General features: G+C 69.1%; 32 protein-coding genes. 29 read left to right on the forward strand and 3 right to left on the reverse strand.

Going from position 1 to position 26,355, the window contains the following annotated elements; genetic code table 11:
• Positions 1 to 56: 56 nt before the first annotated feature.
• On the reverse strand, positions 57 to 2,549 hold the full coding sequence (locus tag ACZ4VL_RS07630; protein WP_468197022.1) for a YfhO family protein: 2,493 nt from the start codon (positions 2,547 to 2,549) through the stop codon (positions 57 to 59).
• 427 nt (positions 2,550 to 2,976) lie between these two features.
• On the opposite strand from ACZ4VL_RS07630, the gene rpsL reads away from it, so the two are divergent.
• The 4 genes from rpsL to tuf all read left to right on the forward strand — a co-directional run bounded on the left by rpsL (position 2,977) and on the right by tuf (position 7,340).
• Entirely contained in the window at positions 2,977 to 3,348 is a 372-nt protein-coding gene (rpsL, locus tag ACZ4VL_RS07635; protein ID WP_007265893.1) for a 30S ribosomal protein S12, read from the forward strand.
• Positions 3,349 to 3,350: 2 nt separating this feature from the next.
• The gene (rpsG, locus tag ACZ4VL_RS07640; RefSeq protein ID WP_114053724.1) at positions 3,351 to 3,821 is read left to right on the forward strand and encodes a 30S ribosomal protein S7; all 471 of its coding nucleotides are present in this window, start codon (positions 3,351 to 3,353) and stop codon (positions 3,819 to 3,821) included.
• A 39-nt stretch (positions 3,822 to 3,860) separates the two neighbouring features.
• Positions 3,861 to 5,993, forward strand: a complete 2,133-nt coding sequence (gene fusA, locus ACZ4VL_RS07645) for an elongation factor G (protein WP_468197025.1) — start codon at positions 3,861 to 3,863, stop codon at positions 5,991 to 5,993.
• 153 nt (positions 5,994 to 6,146) lie between these two features.
• Positions 6,147 to 7,340 (forward strand): elongation factor Tu, encoded by a 1,194-nt coding sequence (gene tuf / locus ACZ4VL_RS07650; RefSeq protein WP_468197027.1) that lies wholly within the window; start codon positions 6,147 to 6,149, stop codon positions 7,338 to 7,340.
• 257 nt (positions 7,341 to 7,597) lie between these two features.
• Here the strand turns inward: tuf and rfbC are convergent, their stop codons facing one another.
• The gene (gene rfbC / locus ACZ4VL_RS07655; protein ID WP_468197028.1) at positions 7,598 to 8,197 is read right to left on the reverse strand and encodes a dTDP-4-dehydrorhamnose 3,5-epimerase; all 600 of its coding nucleotides are present in this window, start codon (positions 8,195 to 8,197) and stop codon (positions 7,598 to 7,600) included.
• A complete protein-coding gene (rfbA, locus tag ACZ4VL_RS07660) occupies positions 8,194 to 9,069 on the reverse strand; it encodes a glucose-1-phosphate thymidylyltransferase RfbA (protein ID WP_468197030.1) in 876 nt (291 codons plus the stop codon). The genes rfbC and rfbA overlap by 4 nt, the downstream gene beginning before the upstream one ends.
• An 83-nt stretch (positions 9,070 to 9,152) precedes the next feature.
• Here rfbA and rfbB point away from each other — a divergent pair, with 83 nt between their 5' ends.
• The 25 genes from rfbB to rplF all read left to right on the forward strand — a co-directional run bounded on the left by rfbB (position 9,153) and on the right by rplF (position 26,354).
• On the forward strand, positions 9,153 to 10,130 hold the full coding sequence (gene rfbB, locus ACZ4VL_RS07665) for a dTDP-glucose 4,6-dehydratase (RefSeq protein WP_468197032.1): 978 nt from the start codon (positions 9,153 to 9,155) through the stop codon (positions 10,128 to 10,130).
• Positions 10,127 to 11,101: a dTDP-4-dehydrorhamnose reductase gene (gene rfbD, locus ACZ4VL_RS07670; RefSeq protein ID WP_468197037.1), complete on the forward strand. Its 975-nt coding sequence runs from the start codon at positions 10,127 to 10,129 to the stop codon at positions 11,099 to 11,101. Before rfbB ends, rfbD begins: the two co-directional genes overlap by 4 nt.
• Entirely contained in the window at positions 11,098 to 12,429 is a 1,332-nt protein-coding gene (locus ACZ4VL_RS07675) for a polysaccharide biosynthesis protein (protein ID WP_468197039.1), read from the forward strand. The genes rfbD and ACZ4VL_RS07675 overlap by 4 nt, the downstream gene beginning before the upstream one ends.
• Before the next feature lie 71 nt (positions 12,430 to 12,500).
• Positions 12,501 to 13,187, forward strand: a complete 687-nt coding sequence (locus ACZ4VL_RS07680) for a glycosyltransferase family 2 protein (protein WP_468197041.1) — start codon at positions 12,501 to 12,503, stop codon at positions 13,185 to 13,187.
• Positions 13,187 to 13,639, forward strand: coding sequence for a DUF2304 family protein (locus tag ACZ4VL_RS07685; RefSeq protein ID WP_468197044.1), 453 nt, complete (start codon positions 13,187 to 13,189; stop codon positions 13,637 to 13,639). The genes ACZ4VL_RS07680 and ACZ4VL_RS07685 overlap by 1 nt, the downstream gene beginning before the upstream one ends.
• Positions 13,640 to 13,644: 5 nt before the next feature.
• Positions 13,645 to 14,550, forward strand: coding sequence for a glycosyltransferase family 2 protein (locus ACZ4VL_RS07690; RefSeq protein ID WP_468197046.1), 906 nt, complete (start codon positions 13,645 to 13,647; stop codon positions 14,548 to 14,550).
• A 73-nt stretch (positions 14,551 to 14,623) separates the two neighbouring features.
• Positions 14,624 to 16,525 carry a hypothetical protein gene (locus ACZ4VL_RS07695; RefSeq protein ID WP_468197049.1) on the forward strand — a complete coding sequence of 634 codons (1,902 nt, stop codon included), beginning with the start codon at positions 14,624 to 14,626 and terminating at the stop codon, positions 16,523 to 16,525.
• 225 nt (positions 16,526 to 16,750) lie between these two features.
• Entirely contained in the window at positions 16,751 to 17,917 is a 1,167-nt protein-coding gene (locus tag ACZ4VL_RS07700; RefSeq protein ID WP_468197051.1) for a serine/threonine-protein kinase, read from the forward strand.
• Between the two features lie 455 nt (positions 17,918 to 18,372).
• A complete protein-coding gene (rpsJ, locus tag ACZ4VL_RS07705) occupies positions 18,373 to 18,681 on the forward strand; it encodes a 30S ribosomal protein S10 (protein WP_003948644.1) in 309 nt (102 codons plus the stop codon).
• 14 nt (positions 18,682 to 18,695) lie between these two features.
• The gene (gene rplC / locus ACZ4VL_RS07710) at positions 18,696 to 19,340 is read left to right on the forward strand and encodes a 50S ribosomal protein L3 (RefSeq protein ID WP_361090689.1); all 645 of its coding nucleotides are present in this window, start codon (positions 18,696 to 18,698) and stop codon (positions 19,338 to 19,340) included.
• A 5-nt stretch (positions 19,341 to 19,345) separates the two neighbouring features.
• Entirely contained in the window at positions 19,346 to 19,996 is a 651-nt protein-coding gene (rplD, locus tag ACZ4VL_RS07715) for a 50S ribosomal protein L4 (RefSeq protein ID WP_125540845.1), read from the forward strand.
• Complete coding sequence (rplW, locus tag ACZ4VL_RS07720) at positions 19,996 to 20,319, forward strand: 50S ribosomal protein L23 (protein WP_468197054.1); 324 nt, start codon at positions 19,996 to 19,998, stop codon at positions 20,317 to 20,319. Before rplD ends, rplW begins: the two co-directional genes overlap by 1 nt.
• A gap of 39 nt (positions 20,320 to 20,358) precedes the next feature.
• On the forward strand, positions 20,359 to 21,195 hold the full coding sequence (gene rplB, locus ACZ4VL_RS07725; RefSeq protein WP_114053737.1) for a 50S ribosomal protein L2: 837 nt from the start codon (positions 20,359 to 20,361) through the stop codon (positions 21,193 to 21,195).
• Between the two features lie 12 nt (positions 21,196 to 21,207).
• Positions 21,208 to 21,489, forward strand: coding sequence for a 30S ribosomal protein S19 (rpsS, locus tag ACZ4VL_RS07730; RefSeq protein ID WP_179173310.1), 282 nt, complete (start codon positions 21,208 to 21,210; stop codon positions 21,487 to 21,489).
• 42 nt (positions 21,490 to 21,531) lie between these two features.
• On the forward strand, positions 21,532 to 21,879 hold the full coding sequence (gene rplV, locus ACZ4VL_RS07735; protein WP_361090680.1) for a 50S ribosomal protein L22: 348 nt from the start codon (positions 21,532 to 21,534) through the stop codon (positions 21,877 to 21,879).
• Positions 21,879 to 22,718 (forward strand): 30S ribosomal protein S3, encoded by an 840-nt coding sequence (gene rpsC / locus ACZ4VL_RS07740; RefSeq protein WP_179173312.1) that lies wholly within the window; start codon positions 21,879 to 21,881, stop codon positions 22,716 to 22,718. Before rplV ends, rpsC begins: the two co-directional genes overlap by 1 nt.
• A 5-nt stretch (positions 22,719 to 22,723) precedes the next feature.
• On the forward strand, positions 22,724 to 23,143 hold the full coding sequence (rplP, locus tag ACZ4VL_RS07745) for a 50S ribosomal protein L16 (RefSeq protein WP_352193895.1): 420 nt from the start codon (positions 22,724 to 22,726) through the stop codon (positions 23,141 to 23,143).
• Positions 23,143 to 23,367 carry a 50S ribosomal protein L29 gene (rpmC, locus tag ACZ4VL_RS07750; protein ID WP_125540842.1) on the forward strand — a complete coding sequence of 75 codons (225 nt, stop codon included), beginning with the start codon at positions 23,143 to 23,145 and terminating at the stop codon, positions 23,365 to 23,367. Before rplP ends, rpmC begins: the two co-directional genes overlap by 1 nt.
• Complete coding sequence (gene rpsQ / locus ACZ4VL_RS07755) at positions 23,367 to 23,648, forward strand: 30S ribosomal protein S17 (protein WP_468197059.1); 282 nt, start codon at positions 23,367 to 23,369, stop codon at positions 23,646 to 23,648. The genes rpmC and rpsQ overlap by 1 nt, the downstream gene beginning before the upstream one ends.
• Before the next feature lie 102 nt (positions 23,649 to 23,750).
• Positions 23,751 to 24,119, forward strand: a complete 369-nt coding sequence (gene rplN, locus ACZ4VL_RS07760) for a 50S ribosomal protein L14 (RefSeq protein WP_003956455.1) — start codon at positions 23,751 to 23,753, stop codon at positions 24,117 to 24,119.
• A 2-nt stretch (positions 24,120 to 24,121) separates the two neighbouring features.
• On the forward strand, positions 24,122 to 24,433 hold the full coding sequence (gene rplX / locus ACZ4VL_RS07765) for a 50S ribosomal protein L24 (RefSeq protein WP_179173314.1): 312 nt from the start codon (positions 24,122 to 24,124) through the stop codon (positions 24,431 to 24,433).
• Positions 24,433 to 24,984: a 50S ribosomal protein L5 gene (gene rplE / locus ACZ4VL_RS07770; RefSeq protein WP_179173315.1), complete on the forward strand. Its 552-nt coding sequence runs from the start codon at positions 24,433 to 24,435 to the stop codon at positions 24,982 to 24,984. The genes rplX and rplE overlap by 1 nt, the downstream gene beginning before the upstream one ends.
• Before the next feature lie 5 nt (positions 24,985 to 24,989).
• A complete protein-coding gene (locus tag ACZ4VL_RS07775; RefSeq protein ID WP_003956452.1) occupies positions 24,990 to 25,175 on the forward strand; it encodes a type Z 30S ribosomal protein S14 in 186 nt (61 codons plus the stop codon).
• A 220-nt stretch (positions 25,176 to 25,395) separates the two neighbouring features.
• The gene (gene rpsH / locus ACZ4VL_RS07780; protein WP_042812335.1) at positions 25,396 to 25,794 is read left to right on the forward strand and encodes a 30S ribosomal protein S8; all 399 of its coding nucleotides are present in this window, start codon (positions 25,396 to 25,398) and stop codon (positions 25,792 to 25,794) included.
• Positions 25,795 to 25,814: 20 nt separating this feature from the next.
• Positions 25,815 to 26,354 carry a 50S ribosomal protein L6 gene (gene rplF, locus ACZ4VL_RS07785; RefSeq protein WP_114053744.1) on the forward strand — a complete coding sequence of 180 codons (540 nt, stop codon included), beginning with the start codon at positions 25,815 to 25,817 and terminating at the stop codon, positions 26,352 to 26,354.
• Position 26,355 lies beyond the last annotated feature (1 nt).

A 26,355-nucleotide genomic window follows, 5' to 3' on the forward strand; every position in this document is an offset into this window, starting at 1 on the left:
GGGCCGGGGCCGGGGCCCGGGACCGACCTGGCCCGCGGGGCCGCGGCCCCGCGGCCTCAGGCGCGGCGTCGGCGGCGGAGGCCTGCCAGGGTTGCTGCCGTCAGGGTCAGGAGGGCTGCGGCGGCGCCGGCCAGGCCCGGGGCGAGGCCCTTCGGGGTGAAGGTGCAGGCGAGCTTCGTCGTGCCGGGGGAGACGGGGAGGGCGAGCAGGCCGTGGAAGGAGGCCGGGGTCACCGGCTTCGCGTCGGCGGTGCACTGCCAGCCGGGGACCGCGGTCATGGCGAAGACGGCGGTGCCGGTGCTGCCCGCCGGGAGGACGGCGCGGACGTCGTGGCCGCCGGTGGCGACGTCGGTGGCACCCGTCCGGGTGAGGTTGCGGACGGTGTCGTCCAGCTTGGCGCGGTCCAGACAGCCGATCGGGTGGTCCCCGGCGGTCGCGTTCTCGGTCCGGGTCCGCACCGTCACCGCCACCGTGCCGTCCGCCGGGACCGGGCCCAGCTTCACGACGCCCGTCATCTGGTCCTCCAGGGGCCGCTGGGTGCCGCCTGCGGTGAGGGTGCCGTAGAGGTCGGGGGAGAACCAGTAGGCCTCCGAGCCGGGGGCGCAGCGGGCGGCGTACGTCTGTTCCGTGGCCGTGCCGCCGCGGACCGTCGGCGGGACCTGGTAGACGGGCGCGCCGAGGACGTTCTCCTGCCGGGCGTAGACGCTGCCGGCCGGGTTGGGGGAGGTGAACGGGGCGCTGCGGACCGTGACGAGCGGGGGAGCAGGGAAGCGGGTGGCGGTCCAGGTGCCCTCGGCCGGGCCGGGACCGACCCGGGCGCCGATGGCGAAGATCGCGTCGAGGACGGGGTTGTCGGCGCCGAAGAAGGTCCGGCCGTCGTTCTTGAAGCCGTAGCCGAGGGGCTCCAGCGCCCGGTACGTGGCCTCCGGCAGGTAGCTGCTGTAGTACTGCGGGCCCTCCGCCCCGAGCGCCAGGGCGTCGTTGTACGAGGTCTGCGGCGCGCCCGAATCGGTCCGGTACCGGGGCCAGCCGTCCACCTCGCGCACGGCGTCGTGGTGCGCGCCGATCGAGCGGTTCGACGTGGCGACCGGCTTGGCCCAGCGCTCCCGGGCGCGGCGGGCGTCGGCGCTGGCGGCGGCCGCGGTGGACTCGGCGAAGACGACGCCGGCCATGAGCACGGCGGCGGCGGGGACCAGGAAGCGGCGCCGTTCGCCCTGCGCCAGCAGGACCAGGGCCAGGAGCGAGACCGTGCCGCCGCCGAGGACCGCCCGCCAGGTCCAGCCGCCGAAGTCGTCGGTGTGCCGGAGCAGGAAGGTGGCGGCGACCAGCAGGCCCGCCGCCGACGCGAGGTGCGGGAGCCGCGGCCGGTGGGCCAGGGACAGCCAGGCCAGGACCACGACGAGCCCGCTGAAGACGAAGGTCTCGCGGTACGGGTTGCCGTTCGGCACGGCGAGCCCGTGCCACAGGTACTGGGTGGGCGGGAACTGGAAGGAGGCGAGGACCAGCAGCGTCGCCGCCGCCCACACCAGGCGGGTCCTGCGGGCGATGGCCGCGTTGAACAGGAACGACCCGGCCAGGATCAGGCCGAGCGAGGCCACGTACAGCCGGGGCCGGCCGCCCCACAGGTGGGTGGCCGGCAGCATCCCGGACAGGAAGACCTCGATCCGCACCGGGTCGAAGGCCGCGGCCTGCGTCGGCTGCGCGGCGCCGCTGGACAGGAAGGACGGCAGGAGCAGCGGCAGGGTGAGCAGGATGCCCGTCGCGGCGGAGGTCGAGGCCCGCCACAGGGCCCGCAGCCGCTGCCGGCCGGTGAGGTCCAGCGTGGCCATCCGGACCGCGAGCAGCACGCAGGCGGCCATCGTGGCCATCATCGCGGTGTAGAAGTTGCCGAACCAGGCGAGCGCGACGATCAGGGCGGCGCCCGTCCAGCGGCGCTCCTGCAGGCACCACTCGACGGCGATGCCCAGCAGCGGGAGGGCCACCAGGCCCCACAGCCACATCGGGATGTACGAGGCGTCGCTGAGCGCCCAGCCGCACAGCCCGTAGCAGGCGCCGAGGACCCCGCGCTGCCACCACGGCCCGGGGTGCAGCCTGCCGAGGTAGACGGCCATCACGGCGGCGGCGGTGCCCATCGTGACCGGGGTGACCAGGAAGACGGCGAGGTCGACGTGGGCCCGCGGGACGAGGACGGCCAGCCAGGAGAACGGATTGCCGAGGTACGTGTAGTAGTCGGACAGGAACTGCTGTCCGAAGCCGCCGCGCCAGCTGAACAGCACGTCGCCCGCGGCCTGCCCGTGGACGAGGTCCCACAGCGCCCGGTGGAAGGGCACGTACTGGTTGGCCTGGTCGTTGAGGGCGCGGCCGGTGTTCCCGAAGGGGAAGGTGCCGCGGAGCGCCCAGGATGCGCAGAACGCGCCGGCGGTGACGACGAAGGCGAGCAGCGGCCCGTACAGGCGCTCGGGTCGGAGCGTGAGGCGGCGCAGGCGGGTGTCGGGGCCGGTGAGGACCGGGCTGTCCGCGGCCGTCGGCTCCGGGGTGACCGTCCGCAATGTCCCGCTCCCTGATCGTGGTGCCGTTTCGGGCTGAATCGCTGACGCATTTTAGTGGTCGCGCGGAAGTGGGCCGGTCGCCGCGGTCCGCGGGCGGTGAGAGGCCCATACCACATCCGCGGGGTGGGTGCATGTCGAGCGCCCGGTGCCCAAGTGCCGTATGACCGGCGGGGATGTCGCGGGGGTCGCGGGAGGGCCTTTGTTTTGACCGGAGTGGATGCGGTGGGTACGCTCAGACCTTGTGCCTGGGGTGTGCCTGGGCTCCCGTGCGTGTCCATCAACCGCACGCGAGTCGCACCGGCCACCGAGATCCACGCGTCTTCCTGCGCTTGCGCAGGGGTTCACCGGATCCGACACACCCGACCGCGTGGGTCGGCAGAAGTTCCAGGTTAGCTTTACTACACGGCACACAGAAACCGGAGAAGTAGTGCCTACGATCCAGCAGCTGGTCCGGAAGGGCCGGCAGGACAAGGTCGAGAAGACGAAGACGCCCGCGCTCGAGGCTTCGCCCCAGCGCCGTGGCGTCTGCACGCGTGTGTTCACGACCACCCCGAAGAAGCCGAACTCGGCGCTCCGTAAGGTCGCGCGTGTGCGTCTGACCTCCGGCATCGAGGTCACCGCTTACATTCCGGGTGAGGGACACAACCTGCAGGAGCACTCGATCGTGCTCGTGCGTGGTGGCCGTGTGAAGGACCTGCCGGGTGTTCGTTACAAGATCATCCGCGGTGCGCTTGACACCCAGGCTGTCAAGAACCGCAAGCAGGCCCGCAGCCGCTACGGCGCCAAGAAGGAGAAGTAAGAATGCCTCGTAAGGGCCCCGCCCCGAAGCGCCCGGTCATCATCGACCCGGTCTACCAGTCTCCTCTTGTCACCTCGCTGATCAACAAGATCCTGCTGAACGGCAAGCGCTCCACCGCCGAGCGCATCGTCTACGGCGCCATGGAAGGCCTCCGCGAGAAGACGGGCAACGACCCGGTCATCACGCTGAAGCGCGCGCTGGAGAACGTCAAGCCGTCGCTCGAGGTCAAGTCCCGCCGCGTCGGTGGTGCGACCTACCAGGTTCCGGTCGAGGTCAAGCCGGGTCGCCAGTCGACCCTGGCGCTGCGCTGGCTCGTGGGTTACTCCCGCGCCCGCCGCGAGAAGACCATGACCGAGCGCCTCATGAACGAGCTCCTCGACGCCTCGAACGGCCTTGGTGCGGCCGTGAAGAAGCGTGAGGACACGCACAAGATGGCCGAGTCCAACAAGGCCTTCGCGCACTACCGCTGGTAGTCGCAACCCACATCGAGACCGAGAGAAGACTGAAGCCTTATGGCTACCACTTCGCTTGACCTGGCCAAGGTGCGCAACATCGGCATCATGGCCCACATCGACGCGGGCAAGACGACCACCACCGAGCGCATCCTGTTCTACACCGGTGTCTCTTACAAGATCGGTGAGGTCCACGACGGCGCTGCCACGATGGACTGGATGGAGCAGGAGCAGGAGCGCGGCATCACGATCACGTCTGCCGCGACGACCTGCCACTGGCCGCTCGAGAACGTCGACCACACCATCAACATCATCGACACCCCGGGTCACGTGGACTTCACGGTCGAGGTGGAGCGTTCGCTCCGCGTCCTCGACGGTGCCGTCACCGTGTTCGACGGTGTCGCCGGTGTGGAGCCGCAGTCCGAGACCGTCTGGCGTCAGGCGGACCGCTACGGCGTTCCGCGCATCTGCTTCGTCAACAAGCTCGACCGCACCGGCGCCGAGTTCCACCGCTGCGTCGACATGATCTCGGACCGCCTGGGCGCGGTTCCGATCGTCATGCAGCTCCCCATCGGTGCCGAGGCCGACTTCCAGGGCGTGGTCGACCTCGTCCGCATGAAGGCGCTCGTGTGGTCCGCCGAGGCGACCAAGGGCGAGATGTACGACGTCGTCGACATCCCGGCCACGCACACCGAGGCGGCCGAGGAATGGCGCGCCAAGCTGGTGGAGCAGGTCGCCGAGAACGACGAAGAGATGATGGAGCTGTTCCTGGAGGGCACCGAGCCCACCGAAGAGCAGCTGCACGCCGCCGTGCGTCGCATCATCCTCGGCTCCGGCAAGGGCAAGGGCGAGCCCACGATCACCGCGGTCTTCTGCGGTACGGCGTTCAAGAACAAGGGTGTTCAGCCCCTGCTCGACGCCGTCGTGCGCTACCTGCCGTCGCCGCTGGACATCGAGGCCATCGAGGGCCACGACGTCCGTGACGCCGAGGTGGTCGTCAAGCGCAAGCCGTCGGACGAGGAGCCCCTCGCCGCGCTCGCGTTCAAGATCATGAGCGACCCGCACCTCGGCAAGCTCACCTTCGTCCGGGTTTACTCGGGCCGCCTGGAGGCCGGCACTGCGGTGCAGAACTCCGTCAAGGGCAAGAAGGAGCGCATCGGCAAGATCTACCGCATGCACGCGAACAAGCGTGAGGAGATCGACTCGGTGGGCGCCGGCGACATCGTCGCCGTCATGGGCCTGAAGCAGACCACCACCGGTGAGACGCTGTGCGACGACAAGCAGCCCGTGATCCTGGAGTCCATGGACTTCCCGGCTCCGGTCATCCAGGTCGCCATCGAGCCCAAGTCCAAGGGTGACCAGGAGAAGCTGGGTGTCGCCATCCAGCGTCTCGCGGAGGAGGACCCCTCCTTCCACGTTCACTCGGACGAGGAGACGGGCCAGACCATCCTCGGCGGTATGGGCGAGCTGCACCTCGAGGTGCTGGTCGACCGTATGAAGCGCGAGTTCAAGGTCGAGGCCAACGTCGGCAAGCCGCAGGTCGCGTACCGCGAGACGATCCGCAAGGCCGTCGAGCGTCACGACTACACCCACAAGAAGCAGACCGGTGGTACCGGTCAGTTCGCCAAGGTGCAGATCGCGATCGAGCCGATCACGGACGCCGATGGTCCGGCGTACGAGTTCGTGAACAAGGTCACCGGTGGCCGTGTGCCGAAGGAGTACATCCCTTCGGTGGACGCCGGTGCGCAGGAGGCCATGCAGTTCGGCATCCTGGCCGGCTACGAGATGACGGGCGTCCGCGTCACGCTTCTCGACGGTGGCTACCACGAGGTCGACTCCTCCGAGCTCGCCTTCAAGATCGCCGGTTCGCAGGCCTTCAAGGAGGCCGCGCGCAAGGCTTCGCCCGTTCTGCTCGAGCCGATGATGGCCGTTGAGGTCACCACGCCCGAGGAGTCCATGGGCGATGTGATCGGTGACATCAACTCCCGCCGTGGCCAGATCCAGGCCATGGAGGACCGTCACGGAGCCAAGATCGTCAAGGGCCTCGTGCCCCTGTCGGAGATGTTCGGCTACGTCGGCGACCTCCGCAGCAAGACCTCGGGTCGCGCCAGCTACTCGATGCAGTTCGACTCCTACGCCGAGGTTCCGCGGAACGTCGCCGAGGAGATCATCGCGAAGGCCAAGGGCGAGTAACTCTCCCGAGCACACGCTTTAGGCTTGTCACCGGAACCTCTGGGGCAACAGGAGCAATTCAAAAAACCTGTTGCCCCGGGGACCGGCTTTCCAGCAAAGATCACCTGGCGCCGATGAGTAAGGCGTACAGAACCACTCTCCAGGAGGACCCCCGTGGCGAAGGCGAAGTTCGAGCGGACTAAGCCGCACGTCAACATCGGCACCATCGGTCACATTGACCACGGTAAGACGACCCTCACGGCCGCCATTACCAAGGTGCTGCACGACGCGTACCCGGACCTGAACGAGGCCTCGGCCTTCGACCAGATCGACAAGGCTCCTGAGGAGCGCCAGCGCGGTATCACCATCTCCATCGCGCACGTCGAGTACCAGACCGAGGCGCGTCACTACGCCCACGTCGACTGCCCGGGTCACGCGGACTACATCAAGAACATGATCACCGGTGCCGCGCAGATGGACGGCGCCATCCTCGTGGTCGCCGCCACCGACGGCCCGATGCCGCAGACCAAGGAGCACGTGCTCCTGGCCCGCCAGGTCGGCGTTCCGTACATCGTCGTCGCCCTGAACAAGGCCGACATGGTGGACGACGAGGAGATCCTGGAGCTCGTCGAGCTCGAGGTGCGCGAGCTCCTCTCCGAGTACGAGTTCCCGGGCGACGACCTGCCGGTCGTCCGCGTCTCGGCGCTGAAGGCGCTCGAGGGCGACAAGGAGTGGGGCGACAAGCTCCTCGGCCTGATGGCTGCCGTGGACGAGTCGATCCCGACCCCGCCGCGTGACACCGAGAAGCCGTTCCTGATGCCCGTCGAGGACGTCTTCACGATCACCGGTCGTGGCACCGTCGTCACCGGTCGTATCGAGCGTGGTGTCCTGAAGGTCAACGAGACCGTCGACATCATCGGCATCAAGAACGAGAAGACCACCACCACGGTCACCGGCATCGAGATGTTCCGCAAGCTGCTCGACGAGGGCCAGGCCGGTGAGAACGTCGGTCTGCTGCTCCGCGGCATCAAGCGCGAGGACGTCGAGCGCGGCCAGGTCATCATCAAGCCGGGTTCGGTCACCCCGCACACCGAGTTCGAGGCCCAGGCCTACATCCTGTCCAAGGACGAGGGTGGCCGCCACACGCCGTTCTTCAACAACTACCGTCCGCAGTTCTACTTCCGTACCACGGACGTGACGGGCGTTGTGACCCTGCCGCAGGGCACCGAGATGGTCATGCCGGGCGACAACACCGAGATGTCCGTCCAGCTGATCCAGCCGGTCGCCATGGAGGAGGGCCTGAAGTTCGCCATCCGTGAGGGTGGTCGCACCGTGGGCGCCGGCCAGGTCACCAAGATCGTGAAGTAAGTCCTTCACGCTCTGACCTGGTAGTCCGCGCGAGCGGGCTCCGTGTCTGGCACGAGGGCCCCTTCCCCACCGCTTCGGCGGCGGGGGAGGGGCCCTCGGTCGTTTCCGGTGCCGGTGCCGGTGCCGGTGCCGGTGCCGGTGCCGGTGCCGGGGCGCCCGTGCGGTCCGCGGGTACGGGGAAGGGCCGCACCCCCCGTCGCGGGGTGCGGCCCTCGTGTGCCCTCGTGCGTTCTCCTGTGCCCTCCCGGTGCCCCGCGTCAGTTCACGCGCAGGGACTCCGTGAACTCCTTGCAGGCGGCGTAGTCGGGCAGCAGCCCCGTCTCGACGGCCTGCGCGAGCGACGGGGCGGCCTCGTCGCGCGCGGACAGCAGCGGGACCTCCGCCGGCCACTCGATGCCCAGATCCGGGTCGAGCGGGTGAACCGAGTGCTCGCCGGTCGGGTTGTACGTCTCCGAGCAGAGGTACGAAAGCGTGGCGTCGTCCGTCAGCGCGCAGAAGCCGTGGCCCATGCCCTCGGGGATGTAGACCGCGCGGCGGTCCACGTCGTCGAGGCGGACGCCCTCCCAGCGGCCGAAGGTCGGGGAGCCGACCCGCAGGTCCACGATGACGTCGAGCACGGCGCCGCGCACGCAGGTCACGTACTTGGCCTGGCCGGGCGGCACGTCGGCGAAGTGGATGCCGCGGACCACGCCGCGGGAGGACACCGACAGGTTGGCCTGCGCCAGCTTCAGCGGGTGCCCGACGACCTCGGAGAGCTTGTCGAAGCGGTACCACTCGGTGAACAGGCCGCGCGGGTCGCCGTGCAGCTGCGGGGTGATCTCGAAGACGCCCTCGAGGGGGAGTTCGCGGAACTTCACCGGCCGGCCTCCTCGTCGAGCAGGGCGAGCAGGTACTGGCCGTAGCCGCTCTTCAGCAGCGGCTGGGCCAGCTCGCGCAGCTGCGCGTCGTCGATCAGGCCGGCCCGCCAGGCCGCCTCCTCGATGCAGCCGATCTTGAAGCCCTGGCGCTCCTCGATGACGCGGACGAACTCGGAGGCCTGGACCATCGAGACGAAGGTGCCGGTGTCCAGCCAGGCGGTGCCGCGGTCGAGGATGGTGACGTTCAGCTCGCCGGCCTGGAGGTACGCGTCGTTGACGGCGGTGATCTCCAGCTCGCCACGGGCGCTGGGCCGGAGACCGCGGGCTATCTCGACGACGCGGTTGTCGTAGAAGTACAGGCCGGGCACCGCGTAGCGGGACTTCGGCCTGGCCGGCTTCTCCTCGATGGAGATGGCCTGGCCCTTGTCGTCGAACTCGACGACGCCGTACGCCGTCGGGTCGGCCACCGGGTACGCGAAGACCCGGCCGCCCTTGGCGTCGGTGTGCTCGGCCAGGCGCGTGCCGAGGCCGCTGCCGTGGAAGATGTTGTCGCCCAGGATCAGGGCCACGGACTCGTCGCCGATGAAGTCGGCGCCCAGCACGAACGCCTGGGCGATGCCCTCGGGGCGCTCCTGGACCGCGTACTCCAGCCGCAGGCCGAACTGGGATCCGTCGCCGAGCAGGCGCTCGAACTGGGGACGGTCCTCCGGCGTGGTGATGATCAGAATCTCGCTGATTCCGGCCATGACCAGGGTGGAGAGCGGGTAGTAGATCATCGGCTTGTCGAAGACGGGGAGCAGCTGCTTCGAGACTGCCCGGGTCAGCGGCCAGAGTCGGGATCCGGTGCCGCCGGCCAAGAGAATTCCACGCATGGCACCACACTATGCGAGAGCAACCGGAACGAAGCGGTCCGGGCCGCGGGGGCAGTAGTACAAGCGACTAGACTCTCCGTACTATGCGCATCCTTGTGACCGGCGGCGCCGGCTTCATCGGTTCAGAATTCGTCCGGCAGCAGCTCGCCGCGGACGCATCGGCCCAGATCACGGTCTTCGACAAGCTCACCTACTCCGGTGTGGAAGCCAACCTCGCCCCGGTCCGCGACCACTCGGGTTACAAGTTCGTCAAGGGCGACATCTGTGACGCCGAGGCCGTCGACGCGGTCATGCCCGGCCACGACGTCGTGGTGCACTTCGCCGCCGAGTCGCACGTGGACCGCTCCATCGCGGGCGCCGGCCCGTTCGTCATGACGAACGTCGTCGGTACGCAGGTCCTGTTGGACGCCGCCCGCAAGCACGGCGTGGGCCGCTTCGTCCACATCTCCACCGACGAGGTGTACGGCTCGATCAACGAGGGCTCCTGGACCGAGGAGTGGCCGCTGGTGCCCAACTCCCCGTACTCCGCCTCGAAGGCCTCCTCCGACCTGCTGGCCCTGGCGTACGCGCGGACCCACGGCATGGACGTCGTGGTGACCCGCTGCTCCAACAACTACGGGCACTACCAGTTCCCGGAGAAGGTCATCCCGCTGTTCGTCACCAACCTGATGGACGGCAAGAAGGTCCCGCTGTACGGCAACGGCGGCAACGTCCGCGACTGGCTGCACGTCTCCGACCACTGCCGCGGCATCGACCTGGCCATGCGCAAGGGCCGCGGCGGCGAGGTCTACAACATCGGCGGCGGCACCGAGCTCACCAACAAGGAGCTGACCGGTGTCCTGCTGGAGGCCGCGGGCCTGGGCTGGGACATGGTCGAGCACGTCGAGGACCGCAAGGGCCACGACCTGCGCTACTCCATCGACATCAGCAAGATCAACGCGGAGCTGGGCTACACCCCGCAGGTCCGCTTCGAGGACGGCATCGCGCAGACCATCGCCTGGTACCGCGAGAACCGCGCCTGGTGGGAGTCGCTGAAGGACAAGGCAGCGCTGCAGAAGTGACCGCCGCCGACACGAACGCCGACGCCGCCCCCGCCCCCGCCTCCTCCACCACCCCCGCAGCCGCCGGACGCTGGCTCGTCACCGGCGCCGCGGGCATGCTCGGCCAGGACGTCCTGGCCGTCCTGAAGGACGCCGGGATCGAGGCCTCCGGCCTGCGCCGCGCCGACCTCGACATCACCGACGCCGCGGCCGTCCGCGCCGCCGTCGAGGGTGCCGCCGTGGTCGTCAACTGCGCCGCCTGGACCGACGTGGACGGCGCGGAGACCGCCGAGGAAGCCGCCACCGCCGTCAACGGCGCCGGTGTGCGCGTCCTCGCCGCGGCGTGCGCCGACGCGGGCGCGCGCCTGCTGCACGTCTCCACCGACTACGTGCTGCCGGGGGACGCCTCCGAGCCGTACCGCGAGGACGCGCCCACCGGCCCGGTCAACGCGTACGGCCGCAGCAAGCTGGTCGGCGAGCAGGCCGTCGCCGAACTGCTGCCGCAGGACGGCTACGTGGTCCGCACCGCGTGGCTGTACGGCGAGCACGGGCCCAACTTCGTCGCCACCATGCTGAAGCTGGCCGCCCAGCGCGACACCCTCGACGTGGTCGACGACCAGCACGGGCAACCCACCTGGTCGTACGCGCTCGCGCGCCGGCTGGTCGAGCTCGGCCTGGCCGCGCTGGCCGGCCGCGCCCCGGGCGGCGTCTACCACGGCACCGCGAGCGGCCGCACCACCTGGTTCGGGCTGGCCCGCGAGAGCTACCGGCTGAGCGGGCTCGATTCGGAGCGGATCCGGCCGACCACCTCCGCCGCGTTCGTCCGCCCCGCCGTGCGCCCCGCCTTCAGCGTGCTCGGGCACGACCGGTGGGCCGGAGCGGGCCTGGCCCCGCTCGCCGACTGGCGCGAGCAGCTGGCCGAGGCCCTGGCGACGCCGGTGTTCACCGCGCTGGCCGACGCCGCGTCGGCCCGGAACGGAAGCACGGGATGAAGTCCCTGCTGAGCAGGCTCACCGCGGCGCTGCCGCCGGGCACCGTCGCGGTGGCCGGCGGCACTGTCGTGCTGGGTGCGGCCTCGTACGTCCACCTGGGCGTGGCCGGGCACAGCCTGTCCACCGAGAACATGGCGAACGTCTCCGTCCTGTGGACGATCGTCATGTCGGTCGGCATCGGCGTGTTCTTCCCCGTCGAACAGGAACTCACCCGGCTCGTCGCCGCCCGGGCGGTCCTCGGGCAGGGCGCCGCCCCCGTGCTGCGCCGGGCCACCCTGATGACCTCCGCGATGCTCGGCGCGACCCTGCTCGCCCTCGGCCTCGGCGCGGGCCCGATCGCGGACCTCCTCTTCCACGGCGACCGCAGCCTGGTCGCCGCGCTCGGCGGGGCCTTCACGGGCATGGCCGTCTGCTACCTGACCCGCGGAGTGCTGGCCGGCCTCGGCCGGTTCGGGGCGTACGGGCTGCAACTCGCCCTGGACGGCGGGTTGCGGATCGTCCTGGCCTTCGGCTGCGCCCTGGCCGGGCTCGATTCCGCGCTCGCCTTCAGCCTGGTGCTGGCCGTCGCCCCGGTCGTCGCCGTGCTGGCCACGCTGCCGGCGCTGCTGCGCGCGGTGGGGCCCGGCGAGCGCATCGCCTGGCGGGAGCTGACCGGCGGGCTGGGCCTGTTGATCTGCTCGACGCTGCTGTCCCAGGTCGTCGTCAACGCCGCGGTGATGAGCACCAAACTGCTCGCCCCCGGCGACAGCGCGCTGATCGCAGCGCTGCTGAGCGCGCTCGTCCTGGCCCGGGTGCCGCTGTTCGTCTTCGGTTCGCTGCAGGCCTCGCTGCTGGGCGGGCTGACGGCCGCGTACACGGCCGGCGACCGGGCCGCGTTCTCGGCGATGCTGCGCCGGATCGCCGTGGTCGTCGGGCTGCTCGGGGTGCTCGGCGGGGTGCCCGCCACCGCGCTCGGCCCCTGGCTCATCGACGTGCTGTTCGGGGCCGAACCGGTCCTGGGGAGCCTCGACTTCCTCCTGTTGTCCGTCGGCACCGTGGCGTACATGTTCGCGATGGTGCTGGGTCAGGCGCTGATGGTATTCAAGCGGCACAACCTGCAGCTGGTGTGCTGGGCCGTCGGCACCGCAGCCCTGGCCGGAGTCACTTTCGCGCCGGGGGAGGTGGCCCTGCGCGTCATCCTCGCCTACACTCTCGGCTCCCTCGCCACCGTGCTCGGTATGCTGGCGGTGCTGAGGCTGAGGTTCCCCGGGGTCGCCCCGGGCGCGACCGAAGGGACCGGGGGGCTGGGCGCCGAGAGGGCGCCGGTCGCCGGGGCGGTCAGGGAGTGACCTTGTTGCCGGCCTCCGATGTATCACCGATCACCGAGCACGAGCACGTGCCACTTTCCGCTGGAGCTACCGTGTCCCAATACGACGATGTCTGGCTGGTCATACCGGCCTACAACGAAGGCCAGGTGATCGCCGACGTCGTCGAGGGAGCGCGTACCACGTTCCCGAACATCGTCGTCGTCGACGACGGCAGCACCGACGACTCCGCCGAGCACATCGCGACCACCGGCGCCCACCTGGTGCGCCACCCGGTCAACCTCGGCCAGGGCGCCGCCCTGCAGACCGGCCTGAAGTACGCCCTCGCCCAGCCCGGCGCCACGTACTTCGCGACCTTCGACGCGGACGGCCAGCACCAGACCGCGGACGTCGAGAAGATGGTCGCCGTCCTGCGCGCCGACGAGGCGGACGTGGTGCTCGGCTCCCGCTTCATCGAGCAGAACGGCCAGGTGCCGTGGATCAAGCGGGTCGTGCTCCGCACGGCCGCCGCGGTCAGCCCCACCGCCCGCAAGCTCAAGCTCACCGACGCGCACAACGGGCTGCGCGTGCTCAGCCGCAAGGCGGCCGAGCAGCTCGACATCACCATGAACGGCATGGCCCACGCGTCCGAGATCGTCGGCTTCCTGGCCGGGTCCGACCTGCGGGTCGCCGAGGTCCCCGTGGACATCCTCTACACCGACTACTCGCGCGCCAAGGGCCAGTCCCTGATCAACGGCGTCAACATCGTCTTCGACATCACTATGCGGGAGCGTGGCCGCTGATGAAGTACTTCTGGATTCAGCTGCTGCTCATCGCCGGCTCGCTGTCGATGGCCCTGATGTTCATACGCACCTGGGGCCAGGCGAAGAACCGTGCGTGGAAGCGCATCGCGTTCTCGCTGTTCGTCGTGGTCAACGTCTACGCGGTGCTCCGCCCGGGCGACGTCACCTGGGTCGCGCACGCGCTCGGCGTGGGCCGCGGCACCGACCTGGTGCTGTACGTGATGGTGCTGGCGATGGGCTTCCTGACGCTCAACACCTTCCTGCGCTTCCGCTCGCTGGAGAAGAAGATCACCGACCTCGCCCGGACGGTGGCCCTGAGCGAGGGCGCCCGGCACAACGAGCAGCGCCTCGGCAGCACCGACGGCGCCGCGCCCGAGACCGAGGCGGAGGCCGTGCCCGAGGCCAAGTCCAAGGCCAAGTCCGCAGCGGACCCCGAGACCGTGAAGGCCTGACACCCGTGGTGACCTTCGACTTCATGCTCCCCTACTACGGGGACGTGCAGCTGATGCAGGACGCCGTCCGCAGCGTCCTGGCCCAGACGGACCCGAACTTCCGCCTCGTCGTGATCGACGACGGCAAGGAGCCGGAGGTCCCGGGCTGGTTCGAGTCGCTCCGCGACCCGCGGGTGACGTACCTGCGCAACGAGCAGAACCTCGGCATCACCAAGAACTTCCAGAAGTGCGTCTACCTCTCCGAGGCGGACCACGTCGTCATCATGGGCTGCGACGACCTGCTGCACCCCCACTACCTGGAGACCGTCCGCGGGATCATCGAGGCCAACCCGGGCGTCGGCATGGTCCAGCCCGGCGTCGAGGTGATCGACGGCGAGGGCAAGGTGTCGTACGGGCTCGCCGACCAGACCAAGCGGCGGCTGTACGCCCCGCAGGTCGACGGCCGGCGGGTGATGGGCGGCGAGGAGCTGGCCACCAGCGTGCTGCGCGGAAACTGGCTGTACTTCCCGTCGATCTGCTGGCGCGGCGACGCCCTGCGCAAGGTCAACTTCCGGGACGAGTACTCGGTGATCCAGGACCTGGCGCTGGTGGTCGACCTGCTCGAAGCCGGCGAGCAGATGGTGATCGACGAGACGGAGACCGTCTTCAGCTACCGCCGCCACGCGGTCAGCGAGTCCTCCGTCCAGGCGTTCTCCGGTACCCGCTTCACCGAGGCCGAGCGGTACTTCGACGCGGTGGCCGCGCGCATGGACGCCCGGGGCTGGCCCAAGGCCGCCAAGGCGGCCCGGTTCCACAGCGCCTCCCGCTTCCACGCGATCACGATGCTGCCCGGCGCCCTGCGCCGCGGGAACCGCGAGGGGCTGCGCACGCTCGCCCGGCACGCCTTCACCTCCGGTCGGCGAGCCGACTGACCCGGCGCACACGACAGACCGCCGCTGCGGGGTCCTGCCGCCGCGGTGCCGCCCGCGACCGATTTGGATGGACATGACACACCTGGCCCCCGAGGTGGTCGGTGAGCCCGGTACGGTGCACGACCACCCCGTTGCCGCCCCCGGCACCGGGACCACGGCCGGCGGGGCGGTCGCGTCCGGCGCGGTGCGCCGGCGCGGATGGATGTCGCGGCGTTGGGCGCACTTCTCCGCCGAGGTCGCCGTCAGCCTGGTGACGGCCCTGGGCTTCATGCTGCTCAGCCGTCACATAAGCGTCAACCCCATGGTCCGCCTCGGTCAGGTCAGCGGTCTCGCGGCGCTCCAGAAGTACGCGGCCCTCATCGGTCTCCCGCTGCTCGCGCTGCTGCTGTACACGGCCTACCGGGGGGCGGCCCGCCGCCACGGCATCGTCAAGCGCCTGGTCTGCGCGGCCCTGGCGGGCCTGGCCACCGGCGTCATCGCCGGCGGTGTCGTCGTCGCCCTGCGCGGTACGCCGCACGCGCTCGGCGGGCAGGAGGGCGACCCGGGCGTCCTGATCGACATGGCCAACTCGTTCCTGCACCACGAGGGCATGTCGGGCATCTACCCGCCCGCCTTCCCGGCCCTGATCGCCCTCTGGGCGGAGATCCGCTACAACGGCCGCGGCGAGACCGGCTTCGCCCTGCACGACCTGCAGATCTTCTTCACCGCCGTGGCCGGCCCGATGGCGTACTGCTCCTGGCGGCTGCTGCTGCGGCCGTTCTGGGCGATGCTGATAGCCGTCCCCGCCGCCGTCGTCTTCCTCGACCCCATCCGGCCGTACAGCCACGTCGTGATGATCGTGCTGCTGCCGCTGCTCGGGTACTGGCTGCGCCACATGCGCCGGGCCGGCCGGCTCGCCCTGCGGCAGCTGCTGCTGCGCGGCGCCGCCGCCGGCGTGATCTTCGGCGGGCTGTTCCTGTGGTATTCCGGCTGGTACATCTGGGCCGCTCCCGGCGCGGCCGTGCTCGCCCTGTTCCTGTTCCCCTGGTACAAGGGCGCGGCGGTCCGCAAGCGGGCCGGCCTGTTCGTCGTCACCACCCTGCTCACGACCGTGGTCGTCAGCTCCCCGCTGCTCTACCAGATGGTCCGGCTGGGCGCGCAGAACCCAGACCGCTACGCCTTCCTGTCCGTCTACGCGGACCCGGGCTACGTCCTCGGCTGGGTCTCCGACCGCTCCGGGGCCCTGACCTACCAGACCTGGCCGGTGGCCGGCGAGCTGGCGGGCCAGAGCGGCTTCGCCCTGCTCCTGCTGGGCGGCGTCGGCCTCGGCCTCGGCCTGGGGCTGCGCCACGTCATGGTCCGCACCGCGGGCGCCGTCCTGGCGGGCGCCTGGTTCGCCCGCTTCTGGTTCGCCTCGAACATGGCCGAGGACAAGGCCGTCCAGCTCTACCCGCGCACCACCTGGATCATCATGTACTGCCTGATGATCCTGGCCGTGTTCGGCCTGATGGCCCTGGTGCAGCGGGGCTCCGGCTGGATCGAGCGCACCGTGCGCACGGCCCGCGCCGACGCCGGCGCGGAGCCCGGCCGGGTCATCCCGCGACGGGTGGTCCGCCAGCTCGCGGCCGGCATGGTGTGCGTGCTCGCCGTGTTCTCGGCGATGGGCGCGTCCTGGTCGGTCAACCGGTACATGCCCTCGTCCGACGTCGACGCGATGGGCATCGACGCGTACCGCGCCCACACGATCAAGACCCGGGACGGCCGCTGCCCGCGCTTCTCGCCCGTCAAGGAGTGCGACGACATCGAGCGGGACGACTGGAAGCCCGGTCCGATCGAGGACTTCATCTGGTGCGCCGGGATCCTCGCCGACGACTGGCCCTCCGTCTGCGGGCTGCAGGCCCCCAAGAAGGTGCGCTCCAAGCTGGACGTCGAACGCGACCGGCAGGCCGAGTTCGAGGAGCAGAGGAAGCAGCAGCAGGACAAGGCGCGGCGGTAGCGGCCCCCCACCCACCCCCTGGCGGCCCGGCTGTCAGTGCCGGCACGTAGCATCCGCCACGTCCCCGCAACCGGCGTGACCGCGGTCGTACCGAACGTGACCGCCGCCGACCGGCCGGGGCGGGGGCATCACGGGCCGCGTCGCCCGGTGATCTGGGGAAACCGTTCGGCGGGGGTTCCGGGGCACGTTCCCCGGGACCCCCGCCGCCGTGCGCGAGGGGTGGACATGGACAGGGGCAACGGCGACGGACCGGCCGTCTCCGACGAGGAGTGGGCCCGCTTCCTGGAGGAGGCGGGGGCGGGGGCGGGCGGGGCCCCGAAGGAGCCGTCGGCCCGGGCCCGGGAGGTGACCGCCCGCCTGCGCCGCGAGGACGAGCAGCGGGCCCGGGCGGCGCGGAAGGGCAAGGCCCCCTCCGCCGAGCCGCCGGGCTGGCGGACCGGCCCGGCCTGGCAGGAGATCGAGGGGCGGGGGAGGGGTCGGCGGCGGCTCAAGGCCGCGCTGGCCGTCACCGCGATCGCCGCCCTCGCCCTCGTCGCCCTGCGGCCGGAGCTGGTCATCGACCGCATCACCGGCAAGGCCGCGCAGGACGACCGGGCCGGCCGGCCGCTCCCCGCCGAGACCGCGCGCCCCACCGCCGCGCCCTCCGCGATGCACCCGGACCGGCCGACGCTCAAGGAGCCGTTCAAGGGCTCCCCGGCCGCCCAGTGGGCCGACGGTGCGGCCGGTATCGAGGTCCCGGAGGCCCGGGCCGTCGGCGGGATGACCAAGGAGCAGGTCGCCGACGCCCTGGCCAACGCCAAGCAGTTCCTGGTCGTGGCCAACCTGGACCCGGCGACCCTGCGCGGCGAGCGCCCGGCTGCGGCGCTGGCCCTGTTGGAACCGAAGCCGGAGGACCAGCTCGCCCGCCTGGAGCGGTCGCTGACGGCGCCGACGAAGGAGAACGACCCGCTGGCCTTCTTCACCCGGGCCGATCCGGCCGTGGTGAAGCCGGCGGGGGACGTGGTCAAGGTCCGCGGCCGGATGTGGACGGAGCCCGGCAAGGACCCCGGTCAGGCCCGCGTGCGGGTCGACTACACGTTCGTCCACCCGTTCGTGAAGGCGAAGCCGGGCGCCGACCAGGTCGAGCGCACCATCGTGCGGCGCGAGATGACGTTCTCCGTCGCCGACCCGCGGAAGTGGGAGGCGACCCCCGGCAAGCTCTGGATCGAGACCACCGACCGCGACGTCGCCAACAGTGCCTGCGGCGTCCACGACGGATTCGTGCACCCCGTCTTCGACGAGGACGCCCCCACCGGACCCGCACCCTCCGGGACGCCCGTGGACCCGTACGACCGCAGCACCGGCCTGGACACCGGGCGGCAGGAGGGCTGCGGGACCCTCTCGCGGTCCTGATCCGGACCCGGGGAGCCCCGCCGCGTGGCGCGGTTTGACCGCTCACCGGGGCGGGGTATTCTCTTCGGCCCGATTGGCCAGGTACGTGCCTCGTATGGCAGACTACTCAAGTTGCTCGGCTGAGTGTCGATGCTGCGCGCCTCCCGCCGGGAGGACCGGAAGCGAGTCCCACAGTACTCGTCGCCTTTATCTGCCTCTCGGGGCAGCAATGGGGCGGACGTACGGGAATCTTCCGGGAAGCGACAGCACGGTACCGGCCAGGCGCTCGGCGGGTGTTCCTCCCCCGAAACGCGGTCCTGGGACCGCACCCCCTGAACCAGGGAATTTCCGTATGGGAATTTTCTGAGAGGGAGTGCGACACGCCCGACCGCGTGGGTCGGAGAGAAGCGGTGGAGAGATCCACAGCCGGCCGAGGGCCAGAGCGTTTCCACAACAGACAGGACTACGGAGTAGCCATGGCGGGACAGAAGATCCGCATCCGGCTCAAGGCCTACGACCACGAGGTCATCGACTCCTCGGCGAAGAAGATCGTCGAGACGGTGACCCGCACTGGTGCGTCGGTCGCGGGCCCGGTGCCGCTGCCCACTGAGAAGAACGTGTACTGCGTCATCAAGTCGCCGCACAAGTACAAGGACTCGCGCGAGCACTTCGAGATGCGCACGCACAAGCGCCTGATCGACATCCTCGACCCGACGCCCAAGACCGTTGACTCGCTGATGCGCCTGGACCTTCCGGCCGGCGTCGACATCGAGATCAAGCTCTGAGAGGCGTCGAGAAGATGGCAAAGCAGATCAAGGGCGTCCTGGGCGAGAAGCTCGGCATGACCCAGGTCTGGGACGAGAACAACCGTGTCGTCCCGGTCACCGTGGTCAAGGCCGGTCCCTGCGTCGTCACCCAGGTCCGTACCAACGACACTGACGGCTACGAGTCGGTCCAGATCGCCTTCGGCGAGATCGACCCGCGCAAGGTGAACAAGCCCCTCAAGGGCCACTTCGCCAAGGCCGACGTCACCCCCCGCCGCCACCTGGTGGAGCTCCGCACCTCCGACGCCAGCGAGTACACGCTCGGCCAGGAGATCACCGCGGCCGTGTTCGAGTCCGGCGTCAAGGTTGACGTCACGGGCAACAGCAAGGGCAAGGGCTTCGCCGGTGTCATGAAGCGCCACAACTTCCGGGGCCTCGGCGCCGGTCACGGTGTGCAGCGCAAGCACCGCTCCCCCGGTTCGATCGGTGGCTGCGCCACCCCTGGGCGCGTCTTCAAGGGCGTGCGCATGGCTGGTCGTATGGGCAACGAGCGCGTCACCACCCAGAACCTGACCATCCACGCGGTGGACGCGGAGAAGGGTCTGCTCCTCATCAAGGGTGCGGTCCCCGGTCCGAACGGCGGCCTCGTCCTGGTCCGTACCGCGGCCAAGGGGGCTTGAGGTTAATGAGCACCATTGACATCCTTTCGCCGGCAGGCGACAAGGCCGGTACCGTCGAGCTCCCCGCGGAGATCTTCGACGCGAAGACCAGCGTTCCGCTGATCCACCAGGTCGTCGTCGCGCAGCTGGCCGCGGCCCGTCAGGGCACGCACAAGACCAAGACCCGTGGCGAAGTCCGTGGTGGTGGCAAGAAGCCTTACCGCCAGAAGGGCACCGGCCGCGCCCGTCAGGGTTCGACCCGCGCTCCGCAGTTCGCCGGCGGTGGCGTCGTCCACGGCCCCGTGCCGCGTGACTACTCGCAGCGGACCCCGAAGAAGATGAAGGCCGCCGCCCTCCGCGGTGCCCTCTCGGACCGTGCGCGTCACTCCCGCATCCACGTCGTCACCGGCGTGGTCGAGGGTGCCGTCTCCACCAAGGCCGCCAAGACGCTGTTCGGCAAGATCACGGAGCGCAAGAACCTGCTCCTGGTCGTCGAGCGTGCCGACGAGGCCGCGTGGCTGTCCGCCCGCAACCTGCCCCAGGTGCACATCCTGGAGCCGGGCCAGCTGAACACGTACGACGTGATCGTCTCCGACGACGTGGTCTTCACCCAGGCCGCGCTGGAGTCCTTCGTGTCTGGCCCCAAGGCCGATGAGACCGAAGGGAGCGACGCCTGATGTCCGAGGCGACCGTTACCAGCAAGACCTTCACCGACCCGCGCGACCTGCTGATCAAGCCGGTCGTCTCGGAGAAGAGCTACGCGCTGCTCGACGAGAACAAGTACACGTTCATCGTGGCGCCGCACGCCAACAAGACCCAGATCAAGCAGGCCGTCGAGGCGGTCTTCTCGGTCAAGGTCACCGGGGTCAACACGATCAACCGTCAGGGTAAGCGCAAGCGCACCAAGACCGGTTTCGGCAAGCGTGCTGACACCAAGCGCGCCATCGTGACCCTCGCTGAGGGCGACCGTATCGACATCTTCGGCGGCCAGGCCTCCTAACGGAGTCTGTGTCGTCCGGAATCGGACGAGGACTGAGAAATGGGTATCCGCAAGTACAAGCCGACGACCCCGGGCCGTCGTGGCTCCAGCGTCGCCGACTTTGTCGAGATCACGCGGTCCACGCCGGAGAAGTCGCTGGTCCGCCCCCTGCACAGCAAGGGCGGCCGTAACAACACCGGTCGTGTGACCGTTCGCCACCAGGGTGGTGGCCACAAGCGCGCCTACCGCGTGATCGACTTCCGTCGTCACGACAAGGACGGCGTGCCGGCCAAGGTCGCGCACATCGAGTACGACCCCAACCGCACCGCGCGCATCGCGCTGCTGCACTACGCCGACGGCGAGAAGCGCTACATCATCGCGCCGCGCGGTCTGCAGCAGGGTGACCGGATTGAGAACGGCCCGACGGCCGACATCAAGCCCGGCAACAACCTGGCGCTCCGCAACATCCCGGTCGGTACGACCATCCACGCCATCGAGCTGCGTCCCGGCGGCGGTGCGAAGTTCGCCCGCTCCGCGGGTGCCTCCGTGCAGCTGCTGGCGAAGGAGGGCACCATGGCCCACCTTCGCATGCCGTCCGGTGAGATCCGTCTCGTCGACGCGCGCTGCCGTGCCACCGTCGGCGAGGTCGGCAACGCCGAGCAGTCGAACATCAACTGGGGCAAGGCCGGCCGCATGCGCTGGAAGGGCGTCCGCCCGACCGTCCGCGGTGTCGCGATGAACCCGGTTGACCACCCGCACGGTGGTGGTGAGGGCAAGACCTCCGGTGGTCGCCACCCGGTCTCCCCGTGGGGTCAGAAGGAGGGTCGTACTCGTTCGCCGAAGAAGGCTTCGAACAAGTACATCGTCCGCCGCCGCAAGACGAACAAGAAGCGCTAGGAGCGGGTTTAGATGCCGCGCAGTCTCAAGAAGGGACCCTTCGTTGACGGCCACCTCGTGAAGAAGGTGGACGCTCAGAACGAAGCCGGTACCAAGAACGTCATCAAGACCTGGTCCCGTCGCTCGATGATCATCCCCAGCATGCTGGGTCACACGATCGCGGTGCACAACGGCAAGACCCATGTCCCGGTGTTCGTCACCGAGTCGATGGTCGGCCACAAGCTCGGCGAGTTCTCGCCGACTCGCACCTTCCGCGGCCACGTCAAGGACGACCGGAAGTCGAAGCGCCGCTAAAGCGGGGTGGGAACGACTATGACTTACACCGAAGGGACAACCATGGAAGCCAGGGCCCAGGCGCGGTACATCCGCGTCACGCCCATGAAGGCCCGCCGCGTGGTGGACCTCATCCGTGGCATGGACGCCACGGAGGCTCAGGCGGTCCTGCGTTTCGCCCCGCAGGCCGCGAGCGTGCCGGTCGGCAAGGTGCTGGACAGCGCCATTGCCAACGCCGCACACAACTACAACCACACGGACGCTTCTTCGCTGTTCATCAGCGAGGCGTTCGTGGACGAGGGCCCGACCCTGAAGCGGTTCCGTCCGCGTGCCCAGGGCCGTGCCTACCGGATCCGCAAGCGGACCAGCCACATCACCGTGGTCGTCAGCAGCAAGGAAGGTTCCCGGTAATGGGCCAGAAGGTAAACCCGCACGGGTTCCGGCTCGGCATCACCACCGACTTCAAGTCGCGCTGGTACGCCGACAAGCTGTACAAGGACTACGTCAAGGAAGACGTCGCCATCCGTCGGATGATGACGTCCGGCATGGAGCGCGCCGGCATCTCGAAGGTTGAGATCGAGCGCACCCGTGACCGCGTGCGTGTGGACATCCACACCGCTCGTCCGGGCATCGTCATCGGCCGCCGTGGCGCCGAGGCCGACCGCATCCGCGGTGACCTCGAGAAGCTCACGGGCAAGCAGGTCCAGCTGAACATCCTCGAGGTCAAGAACCCCGAGCTCGACGCTCAGCTGGTTGCCCAGGCCGTTGCCGAGCAGCTCTCCTCCCGCGTCTCCTTCCGTCGTGCCATGCGCAAGAGCATGCAGGGCACCATGAAGGCCGGCGCCAAGGGCATCAAGATCCAGTGTGGCGGTCGTCTCGGCGGCGCCGAGATGTCCCGGTCCGAGTTCTACCGCGAGGGTCGTGTGCCGCTGCACACGCTGCGCGCGAACGTGGACTACGGCTTCTTCGAGGCCAAGACCACCTTCGGCCGCATCGGCGTGAAGGTCTGGATCTACAAGGGCGACGTCAAGAACATCGCCGAGGTTCGCGCCGAGAACGCTGCGGCCCGCGCGGGTAACCGCCCGGCCCGTGGTGCCGGCGCTGGCGACCGTCCCGCCGGCCGTGGTGGCCGCGGTGGCGAGCGCGGCGGCCGTGGTGGCCGCAAGCCGCAGCAGGCTGCCGCTGCCGAGGCCCCCAAGGCCGACGCCGCTGCCGCCGCTCCGGCCGAGAGCACCGGAACGGAGGCCTGACCGACATGCTGATCCCCCGTAGGGTCAAGCACCGCAAGCAGCACCACCCCAAGCGCCGCGGCATGGCCAAGGGTGGCACTGAGGTGGCATTCGGCGAGTACGGCATCCAGGCGCTGACCCCGGCGTACGTGACCAACCGTCAGATCGAGTCCGCTCGTATCGCCATGACCCGCCACATCAAGCGTGGCGGCAAGGTCTGGATCAACATCTACCCGGACCGTCCGCTCACGAAGAAGCCTGCCGAGACCCGCATGGGTTCCGGTAAGGGTTCCCCGGAGTGGTGGATCGCGAACGTGCACCCGGGTCGGGTCATGTTCGAGCTGTCCTACCCGAACGAGAAGATTGCGCGTGAGGCTCTCACTCGTGCGGCCCACAAGCTGCCGATGAAGTGCCGGATCGTCAAGCGCGAGGCAGGTGAGTCGTGATGGCGGCCGGTACCAAGGCGTCGGAGCTGCGCGAGCTGGGCAACGAGGAGCTCGTTGCCAAGCTGCGCGAGGCCAAGGAAGAGCTGTTCAAGCTCCGCTTCCAGGCGGCGACCGGACAGCTCGAGAACAACGGCCGGCTCAAGGCCGTCCGCAAGGACATCGCCCGGATCTACACCCTGATGCACGAGCGTGAGCTCGGCATCGAGACGGTGGAGAACGCCTGATGAGCGAGAAGAACGTGACTGAGAAGACCGAGCGCGGCTTCCGCAAGACCCGTGAGGGTCTGGTCGTCAGCGACAAGATGGACAAGACCGTCGTCGTCGCCGTTGAGGACCGTGTCAAGCACGCGCTGTACGGCAAGGTCATCCGCCGTACGAACAAGCTCAAGGCTCACGACGAGCAGAACGCTGCCGGTGTCGGCGACCGCGTCCTCATCATGGAGACGCGTCCGCTGTCCTCGAGCAAGCGGTGGCGCATCGTCGAGATCCTCGAGAAGGCCAAGTAATCACCTGAAGGGTTTCCTTCAGGTTCGTTCCGCCAGGCTCGGCCGGGGCCGCCCGCTTGAGGGCGCCCCGGCCGGGAACCGGCAGACAAACAGGAGATAGACGTGATCCAGCAGGAGTCGCGACTTCGCGTCGCCGACAACACTGGTGCCAAGGAGATCCTTTGCATCCGTGTTCTCGGTGGCTCGGGTCGCCGCTACGCGGGCATCGGTGACGTCATCGTCGCCACCGTCAAGGACGCGATCCCCGGTGGCAACGTGAAGAAGGGTGACGTCGTCAAGGCGGTCATCGTTCGCACCGTCAAGGAGCGCCGCCGCCAGGACGGCTCGTACATCCGCTTCGACGAGAACGCCGCCGTCATTCTGAAGAACGACGGCGACCCTCGCGGCACCCGCATCTTCGGCCCGGTCGGCCGTGAGCTGCGCGAGAAGAAGTTCATGAAGATCATCTCGCTCGCGCCGGAGGTGCTGTAAGCATGAAGATCAAGAAGGGCGACCTGGTCCAGGTCATCACCGGTAAGGACAAGGGCAAGCAGGGCAAGGTCGTCGCGGCCTTCCCCGGCGAGAACCGCGTCCTGGTCGAGGGTGTCAACCGGGTCAAGAAGCACACCAAGGCTGGTCCGAACCAGGCCGGCGGCATCGTGATCACCGAGGCCCCCGTGCACGTTTCGAACGTCCAGCTGGTCGTGGAGAAGGACGGCAAGAAGGTCGTCACCCGCGTCGGTTACCGCTTCGACGACGAGGGCAACAAGATCCGCGTTGCCAAGCGCACGGGTGAGGACATCTGATGGCTACCACTCCGCGTCTGAAGACGAAGTACCGCGAGGAGATCGCGGGCAAGCTGCGTGAGGAGTTCTCGTACGAGAACGTCATGCAGATCCCCGGCCTCGTCAAGATCGTCGTGAACATGGGTGTCGGCGACGCCGCCCGTGACTCGAAGCTGATCGACGGCGCCATCCGCGACCTCACCACGATCACCGGTCAGAAGCCGGCCGTCACCAAGGCCCGCAAGTCCATCGCGCAGTTCAAGCTGCGCGAGGGTCAGCCGATCGGTGCCCACGTCACCCTCCGTGGCGACCGCATGTGGGAGTTCCTGGACCGCACCCTGTCGCTCGCGCTGCCGCGCATCCGCGACTTCCGCGGCCTGTCCCCGAAGCAGTTCGACGGCCGTGGCAACTACACCTTCGGTCTCACGGAGCAGGTCATGTTCCACGAGATCGACCAGGACAAGATCGACCGCGTCCGGGGTATGGACATCACCGTGGTCACCACGGCGACCAACGACGCTGAGGGCCGCGCGCTCCTCCGTCACCTCGGCTTCCCCTTCAAGGAGGCGTAAGCGAGATGGCGAAGAAGGCTCTGATTGCCAAGGCTGCTCGTAAGCCCAAGTTCGGTGTGCGTGCGTACACCCGCTGCCAGCGCTGCGGCCGCCCGCACTCCGTGTACCGCAAGTTCGGCCTGTGCCGCGTGTGCCTTCGTGAGATGGCTCACCGTGGCGAGCTGCCGGGCGTGACCAAGAGCTCCTGGTAAACCCTTCTGTCTCCGGACAGTTGGGATTGCCGGTAACTCTCGGTAAGCATCTGGGTCGGCGGAGGCCCCTCCCCCATGCCGTAGGCTGGTGGGGTTGGGCGTCCGCCGCCCGCACGACTTACTACGCCGTAGGTCCCCGCACCGCACCCGTCCCGTCTCAGTACGGGGAGAGGGATGGCGCATACAGGAAACCCCGGCGAGAGAGGCCGAAGGCCAATTCATGACCATGACTGACCCGATCGCAGACATGCTCACGCGTCTGCGGAACGCTAACTCGGCGTACCACGACTCCGTCGTGATGCCGCACAGCAAGATCAAGTCGCACATCGCGGAAATCCTCAAGCAGGAGGGTTTCATCACCGGCTGGAAGGTCGAGGACGCCGAGGTCGGCAAGAACCTCGTCCTCGAGCTGAAGTTCGGCCCGAACCGCGAGCGCTCGATCGCCGGCATCAAGCGAATCTCGAAGCCGGGTCTGCGTGTTTACGCGAAGTCCACCAACCTGCCGAAGGTCCTCGGCGGCCTGGGCGTGGCGATCATCTCCACGTCCCACGGTCTCCTGACCGGCCAGCAGGCGCAGAAGAAGGGCGTGGGTGGGGAAGTCCTCGCCTACGTCTGGTAGTCGGGAACGGAGGAAAAGCTATGTCTCGTATCGGCAAGCTCCCCATCCCGGTTCCCGCCGGCGTGGACGTCACCATCGATGGCCGCACGGTCGCGGTGAAGGGCCCCAAGGGTCTCCTCTCCCACACCGTCGCCGCCCCGATCGAGATCGTTAAGGGCGAGGACGGCGTTCTGAACGTCACCCGTCCGAACGACGAGCGTCAGAACAAGGCCCTCCACGGCCTGTCCCGCACGCTGGTGGCCAACATGATCACCGGTGTGACCCAGGGATACACCAAGGCGCTCGAGATCAGCGGTGTCGGTTACCGCGTGGCCGCGAAGGGCTCCGCTCTGGAGTTCCAGCTCGGCTACAGCCACCCGATCCTGGTGGAGGCGCCCGAGGGCATCTCCTTCAAGGTCGAGTCGCCGACCAAGTTCTCGGTCGAGGGCATCGACAAGCAGAAGGTCGGCGAGGTCGCCGCCAACATCCGCAAGCTGCGGAAGCCCGACCCGTACAAGGCCAAGGGTGTCAAGTACGCGGGCGAGGTCATCCGCCGCAAGGTCGGAAAGGCTGGTAAGTAAA

The organism is Streptomyces sp. NPDC029014, from assembly GCF_055564695.1.

What these genes read in the sequence shown, in the direction of transcription:
- rplC (WP_361090689.1), top strand. Translation starts at nt 18,696, where the DNA reads ATGGCAAAGCAGATCAAGGGCGTCCTGGGCGAGAAGCTCGGCATGACC.
- ACZ4VL_RS07675 (WP_468197039.1), top strand. Translation starts at nt 11,098, where the DNA reads ATGAAGTCCCTGCTGAGCAGGCTCACCGCGGCGCTGCCGCCGGGCACC.
- rpsH (WP_042812335.1), top strand. Translation starts at nt 25,396, where the DNA reads ATGACCATGACTGACCCGATCGCAGACATGCTCACGCGTCTGCGGAAC.
- rpsS (WP_179173310.1), top strand. Translation starts at nt 21,208, where the DNA reads ATGCCGCGCAGTCTCAAGAAGGGACCCTTCGTTGACGGCCACCTCGTG.
- rplP (WP_352193895.1), top strand. Translation starts at nt 22,724, where the DNA reads ATGCTGATCCCCCGTAGGGTCAAGCACCGCAAGCAGCACCACCCCAAG.
- rplW (WP_468197054.1), top strand. Translation starts at nt 19,996, where the DNA reads ATGTCCGAGGCGACCGTTACCAGCAAGACCTTCACCGACCCGCGCGAC.
- ACZ4VL_RS07700 (WP_468197051.1), top strand. Translation starts at nt 16,751, where the DNA reads ATGGACAGGGGCAACGGCGACGGACCGGCCGTCTCCGACGAGGAGTGG.
- rpsG (WP_114053724.1), top strand. Translation starts at nt 3,351, where the DNA reads ATGCCTCGTAAGGGCCCCGCCCCGAAGCGCCCGGTCATCATCGACCCG.
- rpsQ (WP_468197059.1), top strand. Translation starts at nt 23,367, where the DNA reads ATGAGCGAGAAGAACGTGACTGAGAAGACCGAGCGCGGCTTCCGCAAG.
- rpsJ (WP_003948644.1), top strand. Translation starts at nt 18,373, where the DNA reads ATGGCGGGACAGAAGATCCGCATCCGGCTCAAGGCCTACGACCACGAG.
- ACZ4VL_RS07685 (WP_468197044.1), top strand. Translation starts at nt 13,187, where the DNA reads ATGAAGTACTTCTGGATTCAGCTGCTGCTCATCGCCGGCTCGCTGTCG.
- rpsC (WP_179173312.1), top strand. Translation starts at nt 21,879, where the DNA reads ATGGGCCAGAAGGTAAACCCGCACGGGTTCCGGCTCGGCATCACCACC.
- rfbB (WP_468197032.1), top strand. Translation starts at nt 9,153, where the DNA reads ATGCGCATCCTTGTGACCGGCGGCGCCGGCTTCATCGGTTCAGAATTC.
- rpmC (WP_125540842.1), top strand. Translation starts at nt 23,143, where the DNA reads ATGGCGGCCGGTACCAAGGCGTCGGAGCTGCGCGAGCTGGGCAACGAG.
- ACZ4VL_RS07775 (WP_003956452.1), top strand. Translation starts at nt 24,990, where the DNA reads ATGGCGAAGAAGGCTCTGATTGCCAAGGCTGCTCGTAAGCCCAAGTTC.
- rplV (WP_361090680.1), top strand. Translation starts at nt 21,532, where the DNA reads ATGGAAGCCAGGGCCCAGGCGCGGTACATCCGCGTCACGCCCATGAAG.
- rplE (WP_179173315.1), top strand. Translation starts at nt 24,433, where the DNA reads ATGGCTACCACTCCGCGTCTGAAGACGAAGTACCGCGAGGAGATCGCG.
- fusA (WP_468197025.1), top strand. Translation starts at nt 3,861, where the DNA reads ATGGCTACCACTTCGCTTGACCTGGCCAAGGTGCGCAACATCGGCATC.
- rfbA (WP_468197030.1), bottom strand. Translation starts at nt 9,069, where the DNA reads ATGCGTGGAATTCTCTTGGCCGGCGGCACCGGATCCCGACTCTGGCCG.
- ACZ4VL_RS07695 (WP_468197049.1), top strand. Translation starts at nt 14,624, where the DNA reads ATGACACACCTGGCCCCCGAGGTGGTCGGTGAGCCCGGTACGGTGCAC.
- rplD (WP_125540845.1), top strand. Translation starts at nt 19,346, where the DNA reads ATGAGCACCATTGACATCCTTTCGCCGGCAGGCGACAAGGCCGGTACC.
- rplX (WP_179173314.1), top strand. Translation starts at nt 24,122, where the DNA reads ATGAAGATCAAGAAGGGCGACCTGGTCCAGGTCATCACCGGTAAGGAC.
- rplB (WP_114053737.1), top strand. Translation starts at nt 20,359, where the DNA reads ATGGGTATCCGCAAGTACAAGCCGACGACCCCGGGCCGTCGTGGCTCC.
- rplF (WP_114053744.1), top strand. Translation starts at nt 25,815, where the DNA reads ATGTCTCGTATCGGCAAGCTCCCCATCCCGGTTCCCGCCGGCGTGGAC.